Below are 12,711 nucleotides of genomic sequence, written 5' to 3'. Positions count from 1 at the left end.
ACTCAGCCCGCTGCGGTGTTGACCGAGTTGGCCGCCACGCCCTGCGCGGGAGTCGTCTCCTGCAGCTCGATCCCCAGCAGCGCCTTGACCACCGCGATGACCCGCGCGCGGCTGGTCCCGCCGGCGAGCTGTCCGGTGGCCCACATGTCAAGGGTGTCCAGCGCGGCCGGAGCGTTGAGGTTCTGCGAGAGCGCCGAGTGCAGCGCGTACTGCAGGTCCTCGGGCCGGGCATCGGCGGTGCCGAGCTCCCCATAGCCGTCGGTCTCCGGAGCCTCGGCCAGTGCGGCGTTCCAGCGCTCCCAGCGCTGCGCCGCGGCCTCGAGCAGATCGGGGGTGTAGCTCCATTCGGCGCGGTAGTGGTGGCTCAGCAGCAGGGTCCGGATCACCTGCGGGTCCACGCCCTCGGCGCGCATCTTCGAGGAGAGCACCAGGTTGCCCTTGGACTTGGACATCTTCTCCCCCTCGAGCCCGACCATCCCGGCATGCAGGTAGGTCTTGGCCAGCGCCACCCCGTCGGCGGCGGTGGCGTGGGCGGCGCTGAACTCGTGGTGCGGGAAGCGCAGGTCCGAGCCGCCGCCCTGGACCATGAAGGGGGCGGGGAGATGGCGGCGGGCGATGACCGAGCATTCGATGTGCCAGCCCGGGCGGCCCTGACCGAGGCTGCCGCCGTCCCAGTGCGGCTCTGCGTTGCGGCGGGCACGCCACAGCAGCGGATCCAGCGGGTCACGCTTGCCGGCTCGCTCGGGGTCTCCGCCGCGCTGCGGGAAGAGCTCTTCCATCTCGGCGCGGTCGTAGTGACCGACGCTGCCCAGGGTCCAGGGCGTGGTGGCCTGCGCCGCCGTCGTGTCGAAGTAGGTGTCGAAGGACTCGGGGTCACCGGGGGTGATGCCGTCGGCGAGCTCCTCCAGCGGCACCGGCACCGGGTAGCCCATGCCGAGCTCGACCAGCTGGGCCACGTCCTGGGCGACCACCGGGATGGTCTCCACCGCGCCCAGGTAGGTGTCGGGGGCGATCACGCCCAGAGCCGCCATGTCCTCGCGGAAGAGCTGGGTCTGCTCCTGGGCGAGTTCGAACCAGTCCACGCCGGTGGCGGTGGCCCGCTCCAGCAGCGGGTCGTCGATGTCGGTGACGTTCTGCACATAGTTCACCCGCAGCCCGGCGGCGCGCCAGTAGCGCACCAGCAGGTCGAACTGGACGTAGGTGTTGGCGTGGCCCAGATGGGTCGCGTCATAGGGGGTGATGCCACAGACGTAGAGGGACCCCACGCCGTCGGTGGACTCCACCGGGACCAGCGCGTCCGCCGAGGTGTCGTGCAGCTGCAGGGTTTCCGGCAGCGCAGGCAGGGTGGGCACGTCCGGGGAGGTCCACGATTTCACGCAGAGGTCCTTTCACCAGTGGGGCAGCCCGGCAGGCGGTCTCCGGCGTCGAGCTGCCGCAGATCTCGCCGCCGGAGGGGAGTCGTTATGTACGCAACGCGGATCAGGCGTTGATGATTCCGAAGCCCAGCATCACGTAGACGAACAGGCCCAGCAGGATTCGGTAGTTCACGAACAAGGTGTAGGAGTTCGTGGAGACGTATTTGAGGAACCAGCCGATGATCAGATAGGCCACGAAGAACCCGGCGGCCGTGGCCACCAGGGTCTGGCCCATCGTGTAGGGGCCGGTCTGCTCTCCCAGTGAGCCGAGGAGCTTATAGAACCCGGAGCCGAACACCGCCGGGATCGCCAGCAGGAAGGAATACCGGGCTGCCGCCTCGCGGGTGTAGCCCATCAGCAGGCCCGCGGTGATGGTGCCGCCGGAGCGGGAGACCCCGGGGATCAGAGCCATGGCCTGGGCGAAGCCGAAGAGGATGCCGTCCCGGACGCTGAGCTGGTCCAGCGGTTTGCGCTGTTTGCCGTAGGCGTCGGCGAAGGCCAGCAGCACACCGAAGATGACGAGCATGGTGGCGGTCAGCCACAGGGTGCGGAAGACGGATTCGATCAGGTCCTCGAGCAGCAGCCCCAGGATCACGATCGGGATGGTGCCGACGATGATCAGCCAGCCCATCCGGGCATCGGGGTCGGAGTGCGGCAGCTTGCCCATCAGGGCCGAGAACCAGGCCTTGATGATCCGGACGATGTCGCGCCAGAAGTAGACCAGCACCGCCAGTTCGGTGCCGAGCTGGGTGATGGCGGTGAACGCCGCACCGGGGTCGGCGGCGCCGGGGAGGAACTCCCCCACGATCCGCAGATGCGCGGACGAGGAGATGGGGAGGAACTCGGTGAGACCCTGCACCAGGCCAAGAATGATCGCTTCTATCCACTGCACAGGCCGAGCTTAGAGCATCGGAGTCTGGATCTCCGACACCAACCTCAGTGGCGCGAATCACTCATGTCTGGGAATGGCCTGGAAACGATCTGTAGATGCTCTGGGAAAGTCGGGGCGCTGAGCTCAGCGCTCCTCGTCGTCCTCGTAGCTCTCGTCCGCGCCGTCGGCGTCGTCCTCGCTGTCCTCAGCGTCCTCGTCGTCGTCTTCCTCGTCGTAGTCGTCGTCATCGCCGTCGTCGTCGCTGTCGTCCTCGCCGCTGTCATCCTCGTCATAGAGGTCCAGCGGGGTGACCTCGCCGCTGGCGGCGAAGAGCGCGTCCTCATAGGCCTCGAAGGCGTCGGAGATGTTGTAGAACGCGGACTCCACTGAGGGATCCTCGTTCCCCCGGCGGTTCATCGAGGCGGAGAGGTGCTCTTCGAGAGCGTTCGTCAGCGCGTTGAGTGCCACGCGAGGATCCATAGTCATATGCTCACCGTACCAACGAGAGACCACTTCGGTAAGTCCTGGTTCAGACCTCGGATGGAGACTCGCTACGACGTAGGCTGAAGCCTCCCCACGAAAGTGAAGGTGAACCCCTGATGACCCAGCAGAACTGGTGGTCCCAGCCCATGGCGGAGCTCTACACCACGACCGACGACGCCGGCCCCACCTGGGAGTACATGGTCATCACCTGCCAGCCGCAGGAGTCGCTGAAGGAGGTCCGGCGCCGGGTCACCGAGCACGCGGAGTACGGCAAATGGGAGCTGCGCCGCTCCATGATCTACACCGGCGGGCTGCGCCGGTACTGGCTGCGTCGCCGGGTGATGCGGGTCCAGCGCACGATGTAGTGCTCGCCAGGGTCTCAACCACGGTCGCGCTCCAACACCGGCTCGATAACGGCATGGGTAGGCTGGCCGCGTGCACACCCTGAGCTCAGCTGATCCCCTGCCGCCGGAGTGCACGCGCATCATCGTGGCGGGGACCTCAGGTGCGGGCAAGACCACACTGGCCGAGAAGCTGGCCGATCAGCGAGGTCTCCAGCGCTTTGAGATGGACAACCTGCACTGGGGCCCCGAGTGGACTCCGCGTCCCGCCTTCCTCCAGGACGTCTCGGCGGCGGTCTCCTCCGATGCCTGGGTCACAGAGTGGCAGTACCGCGAGGTCCGGCCGACCCTGGCCCGCCGGGCCCAGGCCATGATCTGGCTGGATTACTCGGTGCCGCAGCGCATGTACCGGGTCACCCGCCGGACACTCGCCAGACGCGCGAGTCAGCGGCCGATCTGGGACGCGGGCCTGCGTGAGGCGCCGCTGCGCACCATCTTCACCGAGAAGGACCACATCATCCGGTGGGCCTGGCGCACCCGCCGGACGCTGGATGACCTGCCGCGCATCGTCGAGCGGGAGTACCCGCATCTGGTGATCTACCGACTCGCCTCACCGCGCGAGACCCAGCGTTGGTTACGCAGCATGGACCGCTCAGTCTGAGGTTGCGAGGTCTGGAGTGGCGGGTCTGGAGTTGCGGGTCTGGAGTTGCGGGGTCTGACACGATCGGCCGAGCTCAGAGCGGGCCGAGGGTGTAGTTCGCCAGGGTGCGGTGCGCCGATTCGTCGTCGGAGGGGTGGTGGATGCCCGCGAGCGCGTCGCGGTAGAGCCGACTGAGCTCAGACTCGCGGTGGTACTGCGCTCCCCCGCTGACGCCCAGCACCAGGTCCAGCACCTTGCGGGCGGTGCGAGTGGCGTTGGTGCGCAGCGCGGCCAGCCGGGGTGACCAGGAGGCGCCGTGCTCGGCTCCGGCCTCGATCTCCGCGGCGAGCCCGCGCAGCTGGGAGTCCAGGGACAGCTGGGCCAGCTGCACCTCGGCGAGCTTGTAGCGGGCGTCGGGGTCCCGGTCCATGGTCTCCCCGCTCAGCAGCGAGGTGCGTTTGGCCACCAGCTCCGCGCCCAGGCTCAGCGCGCGGTCCCCAATTCCGGTGTAGACCGCGGCGAGCAGGGTCAGGAACGAGGAGAAGATCGCGAAGACCAGCGGGTCCGGGTTCGGGCCCACCGGGAGCCGTCGCACGATCCGCTCCGCCGGGATCCGGGCGCCCTCAAGGACGGTGGCGTGGGACTGGGTGGCGCGCATCCCGAGGGTGTCCCAGTTCTCGAGGCTCCTCCAGCCCGGAGTCTCTCGCTCCAGGAACCCGAAGATCAGCGGGGTCTCCCCCTCTGTCCCGGTGGCGGAGGTGTCCTTGCCGAACAGGCCCAGCCGGGTCCAGACCGGGGCCAGGGTGGTGAAGATCTTGGTGCCGGTGAAGCTGACCGCGCCGTCCTCGTGCACCTGGGCCTGGGTGGTGGAGTCGAAGAGCACCGCGTCGTTGCCGGCCTCGGAGATGCCGAAGGCGAAGATCTCTCCGGCGGCGGCCTCGGTGAGCACCTGCTCGAAGGCCGTGTGCCCTCCGGTTACCATGCTGCGGGCCACGGACACCCAGATGTGGTGCATGTTCACCGCGAGCGCCGTGGCCGGTGCGGCGGCGGCGAGCCGGCGCTGCGCGGCGACCAGGGTGGGCAGGTCCCAGCCCAGCCCGCCCTGCTCGGTCGGGACCATGGCGCGCAGGTACCCGGCCTCGGTGAGCTCGGCGAGGTCCTCGTGGCAGAACTCGTTGCGGGCGTCGTAGCCCGGGGCGCGTTCCGCGATGCGCTCCAGCAGCTGTGGGGTCAGCACGGCGGTGATGGGGTCCATATGCGCTCCTGCGGTGGTGGGTGTCGTCGGGAGTGTCTTCTGGGCGCTTACTGGGCTGCTTACTGGGCGGCGAGGAAGCGGTGCAGCACCCGGACCCCGAAGGTCAGCGCCTCGGTGGGCACGCGTTCGTCCACGCCGTGGAACATGCCGGTGAAGTCCAGGTCGGCGGGCAGCTGCAGCGGGGCGAAGCCGTAGCCGGAGATGCCCAGCGAGGCCAGGTGCTTATTATCGGTGCCGCCGCCGAGCATGTAGGGCAGCACCACGGCCTCGGGGTCCTCGGCCTTCAGCGAGGCGACCATCTGTTCCACCAGCAGCCCGGAGAACGGGACCTCCAGCGAGGGACCCCCGTTGAGCAGCTCGAAGCTGACCTTCTCCCCGGCCAGCTCCTTCAGCTTCGCGGCGACCTGGTCATCCTGTTCCGGCAGGGTGCGGGCGTCCACCAGCGCCGAGGCGGAGCCGGGCACCACGTTGTGCTTGTATCCGCCCTCCAGCAGGGTCGGGTTCGAGGTGTTGCGCAGCGTGGCGGCGATGAACTTCGAGGCGCTGCCGGTGGCCTCGAGCAGCTTCGAGGGGTCCTTCTCGTCGAAGGGGATCCCGGTGAGCTCGGAGAGCTGCTCCATCAGCGCCCGGGTGGTCTTGGTGTAGTCCAGCGGCCACTCGTGCTCGCCGATGGCCGCCACGGCCGCACCGAGCCGGACCACCGGGTTGTCGCTGTGGACGGCCGAGCCGTGCCCGGCGGTGCCCGAGGCGGTCATCTTCGTCCAGTGCAGACCCTTCTCCCCGGTCTGGATCAGGTAGGCGCGCTGACCGGCGACGTCGGTGGAGAACCCGCCGACCTCGCTGATCGCCTCGGTGGCACCCTCGAAGACCTCCGGGTGGTGCTTGACCATCCACTTCGCGCCGAAGTTGCCGTTGTCCTCCTCGTCGGCGAAGAAGGCGAAGATCAGGTCGCGCTGGGGCTGGTGGCCCTCGCGGTGCATCCGCAGCATCGCGGCCAGGATCATGGCGTTCATGTCCTTCATGTCCACCGCGCCGCGGCCCCAGATCATACCGTCGCGGATCTCGGCGGCGAACGGGTCGACCTGCCAGTCCTGCGCCTGGGCCGGGACGACGTCGAGGTGCCCGTGCACCACCAGCGCGCCGAGCTCCGGGTCGGCACCCTTCATCCGGGCCACCACGGAGGTGCGCCCGGGAGCGGATTCGTAGATCTCAGGCTCAAGCCCGGCCTGACGCATGACGGCGGCACAGTACTCCGCGGCCTCCCGCTCGCCGTTGGACTTGCCCTCGCCCCAGTTGGAGGTGTCGAAGCGGATCAGGTCGCGGCAGAAATCGATCACCTCGGTCTCGGCTGCGGCGGCGGGATCTGCGGGATTCGTTCCGGGGGCGATGCTCACAGGGCGTCTCCTGGGGTAGAGGATCTTCTGCCACCAGCCTATCGAGTCTCACCCTCCCAGTCCCTGTTCAGGTTGCATACGTGCTTTGGGAGTGTCCTCGGCTATGCTCCCAACCATGATTATCAGAACAGTCCTCATGTGGCTCGGCCGCAAAGTCTTCCGCACTGTCCGCAACCGCTCAGGCCGTAACCCCGGCGCAGGCACCGCCCGCTGAGTCTCCCCACCCTTCTTCACGCTGAGGGGCGGATTCTCCGACTAGTTTGGCCCTCAACGGGCTGATCTACTCGTAGAATCCGCCCCTCAGTGCGTGTGGGGGTGTTTCGTGGTTATGGACACGACGGAAGAGACCGCGTCTCCGAGGACGGCTTGCTCGACTCCTGCGCCTGGTCCGCGTGGACACGGGGCGTCGGCCCCGCAAGGTGTCACGTACGAGACGCCTTCTTCAGGAAGATGTTCTTCACGACCGAACGAACTGTGGGGGTGAACTGATCCAGCGTATCGGCGATCGAGGAAGCATCAAGGTCGCCGGTGTGCACCCGCTCGCAGAGGCGCATCCATCCTTCGCCTGTAGCCGCAGTCAGTGCAGACGCAACAGTCCCGTTCACGGCACTGCCCACCACGGGGATGAACTTCACGAAACTGCGGGCCAGCGCTTTCCCTGCGATATGCGCCGCCAATTGGGCCAGTGTCGCGGCAGAGATCATGTCTTTGAGCTCAAGTCCGTAGATGTGCGCGATTCGTCCCATCATGGCCATTTGGATCGGCGCCAGGGTTGTCGCGTCGGCAACAGGGATAGGGATCGCCGCCGCGGCCCCAGAGGAAGCCGACGCAACCACGACGGCACGGTGGGCCAGCTGGCGCTTCCACTCGAGGTTGAGCTTCTGGGCAATCCGAAAGGCGTCCCTCGCGCTTTCCGGCGCAACTGCGATGGTTGCGTCGACGAGGTCACCGAGTCCGTGCCCCGTCTCCTTTCCGTTCCTGCCAGAAGCCGAAGTGACGCAGACATGCCGAAGTGGGAGCTGGACAGGCTCGCCGTCGCCATCGACGGGGTGCTCGAGCCAATCTCGGAACAGCTCCGTATCGGCGGGGGCACGGTACATACCGGTGACTCGGTTCTTCGTCCACTCCGTCTTCGTCAGGACCAGTATCACGGGGAGTCCTGCGGCATCGAGTGCGCGGATCATGGCGACGTCGGGTTCGGTGAGACGGTCGGCGTTGTGCAGCACGCAGTACCACACGACAGCGATCTGCTCATCGGCGGGTCGCTCCGCGATGGTCTGCAAGTTCACCCGGAGATTCTCTGAGGGAGCGTCGGTGGAACCGATCTCGAAGCCCTCGAAGTCCCACACCCCGAGGAAATCGTCGTGGTAGTAATGCACACCCTTTGTCACAGGGAGCCCTTTACCGACCTTTGCATGCTCGCGACCGAATACGGCGTTCACCAGAGATGACTTCCCCACCCCCGTGTTGCCGATAACCGCGAGGTTAAATCTGCCGTATCGCTTCTTGGCTTCTGCATTGGCATCAATGAACGGTCGGTCATCGACGGGGTAGTCATCATTGCCTGTCGGCTTCTTCGGCTTTGCCATAGTGCCCCCTCGGGCGTCTTCGAGCTCTGAGCGGTGTCCCGAGACCCACGGATGGTCCTGGCCAGCGTACCGGAGGGAGGGTTCGAGGGTTCGATGTTCATGCACGACGCGGGTCGGCGCGCGTTTCAGCGTGTTGCCCACTCTGGGCCTTGCCGAGACGAGCTGACCGCGTGCTGGGGTCGATCCGCCCCGGGCGCGCAAAAGACCCCGGCCGACTGGATTGCTCCAGATCAGACCGGGGTCTTTGCTTCGTTCTCCGATGTGCGCGGAAGGGGACTTGAACCCCTACCCTCTTTACGAGGACTAGCACCTCAAGCTAGCGCGTCTACCTATTCCGCCACCCGCGCATCGTGTTTCTGCCTCAAAGGCAACGACAAGAAACATTAGCATGACGCAGAACGGGACCGCGAATCGGGGGCCTCGGCACTCGCCGTCGAACCCTGGATCCGCCCAGATCAGGGGACCCTGGCGGTCCACTCTGTGGTGCTGAACTTCTCCTGCACCAGCTGCTCGGCCCGGGCCAACTCCTCGGGACGGATCTCGGCGATCCGCGCCCCGTACTTGGTCGCGAAGGTCTGCACGAAGGCGTCCAGGATCTCCGCGCGGGCCAGCCCGGTCTGGCTGCGCAGCGGATCCACCCGCTTCGCCGCGGAGGTGATCCCCTTGTCCGAGATCTTCTCCCGGCCGATCCGCAGCACCTGGAGCATGTCGTCGGCGTTCATGTCGTAGCTCATCGTCACGTGGTGCACCATGCCGCCGCTGGCCAGGCGCTTCTGTGCGGCCCCGCCGATCTTGCCCTCGGTGGAGACGATGTCGTTGAGCGGCTTATAGGAGGCGGTGATCCCGATCGAGGTCAGCGCCTCCATCGCCCAGGCGTCGAGGAACGGGTAGGAGTCGGCGAAGCTGAGCCCGTCCACCAGGGACGCCGGCACCGAGAGCGAATAGGTGACGAAGCTGCCCTCGTCCATGTACATCGCTCCCCCACCGGTGATCCGCCGGACCACCGTGGCGCCCATCCGCTGCGCGGCCTCAGAATCCACCTCGTTGGCCAGGGACTGGAAGGACCCGATCACCACGGCGCGGCCGGAGTAGTCCCACATCCGCATCAGCGGCGGCCGATTCCCGCGGCCCACCTCCTCGGTGAGCACCTGGTCCAGCGCCACGTGCATCTCCACGGGCAGCGCCACGGCGGGCATGACCTCCCAGTCGTGATCCTCCCAGCGGGTGGCATGGCCCAGCGCACGGCGCACCGCTGTGGCGATGGCGTATTCGTCGAAGCCGAACATCTGCGCTTCAGCGGGCAGCTGGGCGCGCACGGATTCGGCGATCTCCTCCCGGGTCGCCCGGGTCGGCAGCCCGATCAGCGCGGCATTGAGCGAGCCCAACGCCTCATCAGGCTCCAGGAAGAAGTCACCGTTGACCGAAGCGGCGGTGATCTTCGACTCGCGCGGGTGGGTGCGGGGGTCGAGGTCGGTGTGCAGATCGACGACGACGAGCTTGCCGCCCACGACCTTGTACTCCCCGTGCTGCTGATGCGTATCCGTCATGGGCCAATCCTATTGCCGACCGAACCGGGCAAGCAGATGCCAGAGCCGTTTCACGTTCTGCGACTCGTAGGCTCCGCTGCGCGCAGCCCGGGCCACCACGCCCGGGGTGATGACGTCACCGAGCTCCCGGGCGAGAGCCACCGGCCCCGGGCCGCGGAACCCGACGTCGAGATCTGCGGTGCGGAGCCTGAACCCAGGGTGGAACTCGACGTCGCAGCCAAGCCTGCCGGCGGCCTCGGCCACCGCTCCGTCCCGGTGGCAGGGATCGAGGACGACCGCTTCGACGTCGTCGGCGAGCTTCAGCCCGGAGTGCACGTGCGCTTCAACGTAGTCGTCCAGATCATCAAGCGCGGCAGAGTCCGCCAGCGCACTGAGCCGGGGCAGCGCCGCGGAATCTCCCACCTCGGTCGGCTCGAACACGCTGTCCGGGAAGCAGAAGGTCGTGTTCTCCAGCACGTGAGGGCGCAGCCGCAGATACGCGGACCCGAAGCGCGGCGAGCCGCCGTAGACGTCGTCGCACCGGTTCCACGCGCCGTAGATGGGCCGGGAGGATGCGTGCTGGCGGTCGTATTCGCCACCGAACAGACGGCTCTCCCATCGCCAGCGGTCCCCACCAGGATGTGCGGTGAGCCCTCCGTTGCTGGTGCCTGTCTCAAACTGAGTCCGGTACCGGCCGTCAAGGACCATCGCCTCGATGACCAATCCGTGCTCGTGCGGCCAATCGGGATGGAACTGCACGGTCAGGCCAGGTGCCACGGCGCCCTACTCGCTCAGCAGTCGACGATTCCGCCGGGCCGCGATGCCGAAACCGATGGCGGCTGCCAGCAGGACCACGATGCTGACGAGTCGCCAGGCCTGGAACTCCTCGAACAATCCTGGCACTAGCAGGACGGCGACCGCGCCGAGCACGGCCACTGCGAGGATGAAGATCACTGCACGTCGTTCGGGGTTGGCCATAGACTCAGCCTACGTAAGCGGCAGGTGGCGTGTGAAGGCGATTCACAGCTTCGGCGACGGTGTTCAGCACCAGTGCTCGGTGAAAGTGCTCGGCGACAGCAAGAATGCAGAGGTGCACCCATGACTCGGATGACGACGCTCATCACACCCTGGTATCGGCGCGTCGGCACCCGCGGTGGCGAGACTCTCCGTGGCGGAACTCAGGCGCAGGCGGGGTCCACTGCACCCACTCCGATCCTCGACCACAGGTCGGCCGCGACCTCACGTCTGGTCCGACGCGCGCGTCAGTCTGCCGGCACCGGTGATCCGGTGGTGGTCCTTGAGGCGGCTCATTCCATCATCCGCGACGAGGTGCGCGCGGTGTATGCGCTTCAAGAGCGGACTCCGACCTCTCGGACCCTCTCGCGCGGATTCGGCTCCTGCAGTCAGCGTCTGGCGATCCTGGAGAGCGCAGCCCGGGCCCTGGACGTCCCGACCCGAGTGCGCGCGCTGCTCATCGACCGCTCCTTCTGGTATCCACGCTTCCCAGCGACCTCTTTCGTGCTGCCCGACCAGATCCTGCTCGCATGGCCCGAATTCAGCATCGACACATGGAAGCCCGCCTCGGAGCTCTTCGGCCCGATCGGATGCCGCGGCGGCGGCTCCTTCAGCAACACGGGCTCAGAGACGCTTTTCGAGGCCGTCGGGCGCTGTGCCGTGGACTGGGACGGCCGCGACGGGAGCGGCCCTCATGACCTGTCCCGCTTCCTCAGGGCCGATCACGGCTACTTCACGCATCGCGACGACGCCTTCGCCGCCCTCGGAGAGACGCTCTGCGGCCCCACTCGCCTCCTGGCAGACCCGCTGCTCCGTCGCGTATCCGCCTGACCTGCACGGGACGCCTTGGACCGGAGCACGGGCCGCCTCGGAGACGATTCCGCGCTGAGCGGCTCAGTCGGCCAGGGTGCCGATCTCGAACTCGGCGAGCTGCCCTTCGGGGCCGTCCTGGTCCCCGTGCTGGCCTTCGAAGGCGGCCGCCGCGTCCGTGCCGCACAAGCCTTCGATGCGATCTGCTCCCCCGGGGTGCTGGTCGATCCAGTCGGTGAGGTCGTAGACGGTCCCGCTCATGACCGCCCAGCACGAGTCCGGGGAGTCGTTCTGCTCGACTTCCTCCATCGTGAGAGCCCCTTCAGCGGAACCGGCGTCGTCGTCTTCCGCCTCGGTCGCGTCGTCCTCGGCATCTTCCGCCTCGGTCGCGTCGTCCTGAGACTCGGTCGCGTCCTCCTGCGCCTCGGCGTCGGTGTCCTCCGACTGGACGGCCTCGGCCTCCTCGGCCTCCGGGGCATCCGGTTCTCCGCTCTCACTCTGGCCGCATGCGGCGAGCAGCAGCAGGCTTGCCGTGGCCGCTGGAACCAGGAGGAACTTCCTCCGGAGGGTCTTCTGATCATGGATGCTCATGAGGATGCTCCTTCTAACGAGTGATGTCTTGAATCTATTCTCCGGTGTTCCTCGCCGCGCCGCCGCGAGGAGAAGGCCCAGGCGGTGACCCAGGTGAGCATCACCGTGAGCAGCAGTGCTCCGCTGACGTGCCACATAAGGGTCATGCTGCCTCCGACGGCGGCCTGCAGGAACGACAGCCCGAAGGTGGCCGCCGCGAGCAGTGCGGGCACCAGGCCAGTCTTGGCAACCTTGACCATGAGCAGGAGCGCGACCGCCAGCACTCCGGAGGTGACGTGGAGCCCAATGGCCCCCAGGCCGTGGATGTCCAGTCCGCGGAAGTCCTGGATGTACAGACCGGCCGAGACGAAGAGGAGCCCGAGGGCGCCGAGATTCATCAGGCACAAGGCTCGCACGAGGACGAGAAGTGGGTGTGGGGAGAGCATGGTGTGGGCTCGTCTTCCTTCCGGGTCTGTGTCGCCCAGCCGGGGCGGGAGGGCCCGATCCGCTGGCGGGACATACGGGTGGCCCCACGGAACCTCTCGGGTCCGCGGGGCCACCCTCAAGCTGTTGCCTCAGTCGAGGCCAGGTCAGCGAGGCCGATCACCACCGGCTAGGTGGAGACGCGACCGAGCTGGCAGCCTACATGCCCGTCAGCGGGCGTGAGGCTCAGGACTCGATGGGGCGCTTGCGCATGATGTAGGCACCGGCACCGATCGCGCCCAGAGCCAGCACGCCGCCACCGGCGGCCATGGCCATCCCTGCACCCTCGGAACCTGCGGCCACACCGGTATCGGCGCCAC

At 67.4% G+C, this 12,711-nt stretch carries 14 protein-coding genes and 1 tRNA gene; 3 read left to right on the top strand and 12 right to left on the bottom strand.

Going from position 1 to position 12,711, the window contains the following annotated elements:
* Positions 1–2: 2 nt before the first annotated feature.
* The 3 genes from mshC to I2487_RS11690 all read right to left on the bottom strand — a co-directional run bounded on the left by mshC (position 3) and on the right by I2487_RS11690 (position 2,772).
* The gene (gene mshC, locus I2487_RS11700; RefSeq protein WP_207172405.1) at positions 3–1,376 is read right to left on the bottom strand and encodes a cysteine--1-D-myo-inosityl 2-amino-2-deoxy-alpha-D-glucopyranoside ligase; all 1,374 of its coding nucleotides are present in this window, start codon (positions 1,374–1,376) and stop codon (positions 3–5) included.
* A 103-nt stretch (positions 1,377–1,479) separates the two neighbouring features.
* Positions 1,480–2,307: an undecaprenyl-diphosphate phosphatase gene (locus tag I2487_RS11695; RefSeq protein ID WP_207172407.1), complete on the bottom strand. Its 828-nt coding sequence runs from the start codon at positions 2,305–2,307 to the stop codon at positions 1,480–1,482.
* Between the two features lie 123 nt (positions 2,308–2,430).
* Positions 2,431–2,772 (bottom strand): primosomal protein, encoded by a 342-nt coding sequence (locus I2487_RS11690; protein ID WP_207172409.1) that lies wholly within the window; start codon positions 2,770–2,772, stop codon positions 2,431–2,433.
* A gap of 143 nt (positions 2,773–2,915) precedes the next feature.
* On the opposite strand from I2487_RS11690, the gene I2487_RS11685 reads away from it, so the two are divergent.
* Together I2487_RS11685 and I2487_RS11680 are read left to right on the top strand one after the other, a co-directional pair.
* Positions 2,916–3,134, top strand: coding sequence for a DUF5703 family protein (locus tag I2487_RS11685; protein ID WP_036475243.1), 219 nt, complete (start codon positions 2,916–2,918; stop codon positions 3,132–3,134).
* 70 nt (positions 3,135–3,204) lie between these two features.
* Complete coding sequence (locus I2487_RS11680; protein ID WP_207172411.1) at positions 3,205–3,771, top strand: P-loop NTPase family protein; 567 nt, start codon at positions 3,205–3,207, stop codon at positions 3,769–3,771.
* 73 nt (positions 3,772–3,844) lie between these two features.
* Here I2487_RS11680 and I2487_RS11675 read toward each other — a convergent pair whose 3' ends face one another.
* The 7 genes from I2487_RS11675 to I2487_RS11645 form a co-directional block, all read right to left on the bottom strand.
* Positions 3,845–5,005 (bottom strand): acyl-CoA dehydrogenase family protein, encoded by a 1,161-nt coding sequence (locus I2487_RS11675; protein WP_207172412.1) that lies wholly within the window; start codon positions 5,003–5,005, stop codon positions 3,845–3,847.
* Positions 5,006–5,064: 59 nt separating this feature from the next.
* Entirely contained in the window at positions 5,065–6,399 is a 1,335-nt protein-coding gene (locus I2487_RS11670; protein ID WP_518523720.1) for a M20/M25/M40 family metallo-hydrolase, read from the bottom strand.
* Between the two features lie 422 nt (positions 6,400–6,821).
* Positions 6,822–7,988, bottom strand: a complete 1,167-nt coding sequence (locus I2487_RS11665; protein ID WP_207172413.1) for a DUF697 domain-containing protein — start codon at positions 7,986–7,988, stop codon at positions 6,822–6,824.
* Positions 7,989–8,250: 262 nt separating this feature from the next.
* Positions 8,251–8,335 (bottom strand) — tRNA-Leu (locus I2487_RS11660).
* A 108-nt stretch (positions 8,336–8,443) separates the two neighbouring features.
* Positions 8,444–9,535: a lipoate-protein ligase small subunit gene (lplB, locus tag I2487_RS11655; RefSeq protein WP_207172414.1), complete on the bottom strand. Its 1,092-nt coding sequence runs from the start codon at positions 9,533–9,535 to the stop codon at positions 8,444–8,446.
* A gap of 9 nt (positions 9,536–9,544) precedes the next feature.
* Positions 9,545–10,291, bottom strand: a complete 747-nt coding sequence (locus tag I2487_RS11650) for a DUF3626 domain-containing protein (RefSeq protein ID WP_345941415.1) — start codon at positions 10,289–10,291, stop codon at positions 9,545–9,547.
* A gap of 6 nt (positions 10,292–10,297) precedes the next feature.
* On the bottom strand, positions 10,298–10,492 hold the full coding sequence (locus tag I2487_RS11645; RefSeq protein WP_207172415.1) for a hypothetical protein: 195 nt from the start codon (positions 10,490–10,492) through the stop codon (positions 10,298–10,300).
* 120 nt (positions 10,493–10,612) lie between these two features.
* On the opposite strand from I2487_RS11645, the gene I2487_RS11640 reads away from it, so the two are divergent.
* Positions 10,613–11,359: a transglutaminase-like domain-containing protein gene (locus I2487_RS11640; RefSeq protein WP_207172416.1), complete on the top strand. Its 747-nt coding sequence runs from the start codon at positions 10,613–10,615 to the stop codon at positions 11,357–11,359.
* A gap of 63 nt (positions 11,360–11,422) precedes the next feature.
* Here I2487_RS11640 and I2487_RS11635 read toward each other — a convergent pair whose 3' ends face one another.
* The gene (locus I2487_RS11635) at positions 11,423–11,929 is read right to left on the bottom strand and encodes a cytochrome b5 domain-containing protein (protein WP_207172417.1); all 507 of its coding nucleotides are present in this window, start codon (positions 11,927–11,929) and stop codon (positions 11,423–11,425) included.
* On the bottom strand, positions 11,926–12,306 hold the full coding sequence (locus I2487_RS11630) for a hypothetical protein (RefSeq protein ID WP_207172418.1): 381 nt from the start codon (positions 12,304–12,306) through the stop codon (positions 11,926–11,928). Before I2487_RS11630 ends, I2487_RS11635 begins: the two co-directional genes overlap by 4 nt.
* Positions 12,307–12,711 lie beyond the last annotated feature (405 nt).

Source organism: Nesterenkonia sp. E16_10 (assembly GCF_017347085.1).
Lineage (GTDB): Bacteria > Actinomycetota > Actinomycetes > Actinomycetales > Micrococcaceae > Nesterenkonia.
This window is presented reverse-complemented; position numbering and strand designations above follow the sequence as displayed.

Coding starts and splice junctions, on each gene's coding strand:
- I2487_RS11690 (WP_207172409.1), bottom strand. CDS start 2,772: ATGACTATGGATCCTCGCGTGGCACTCAACGCGCTGACGAACGCTCTC.
- I2487_RS11685 (WP_036475243.1), top strand. CDS start 2,916: ATGGCGGAGCTCTACACCACGACCGACGACGCCGGCCCCACCTGGGAG.
- I2487_RS11675 (WP_207172412.1), bottom strand. CDS start 5,005: ATGGACCCCATCACCGCCGTGCTGACCCCACAGCTGCTGGAGCGCATC.
- I2487_RS11665 (WP_207172413.1), bottom strand. CDS start 7,988: ATGGCAAAGCCGAAGAAGCCGACAGGCAATGATGACTACCCCGTCGAT.
- lplB (WP_207172414.1), bottom strand. CDS start 9,535: ATGACGGATACGCATCAGCAGCACGGGGAGTACAAGGTCGTGGGCGGC.
- I2487_RS11645 (WP_207172415.1), bottom strand. CDS start 10,492: ATGGCCAACCCCGAACGACGTGCAGTGATCTTCATCCTCGCAGTGGCC.
- I2487_RS11640 (WP_207172416.1), top strand. CDS start 10,613: ATGACTCGGATGACGACGCTCATCACACCCTGGTATCGGCGCGTCGGC.
- I2487_RS11635 (WP_207172417.1), bottom strand. CDS start 11,929: ATGAGCATCCATGATCAGAAGACCCTCCGGAGGAAGTTCCTCCTGGTT.
- I2487_RS11630 (WP_207172418.1), bottom strand. CDS start 12,306: ATGAATCTCGGCGCCCTCGGGCTCCTCTTCGTCTCGGCCGGTCTGTAC.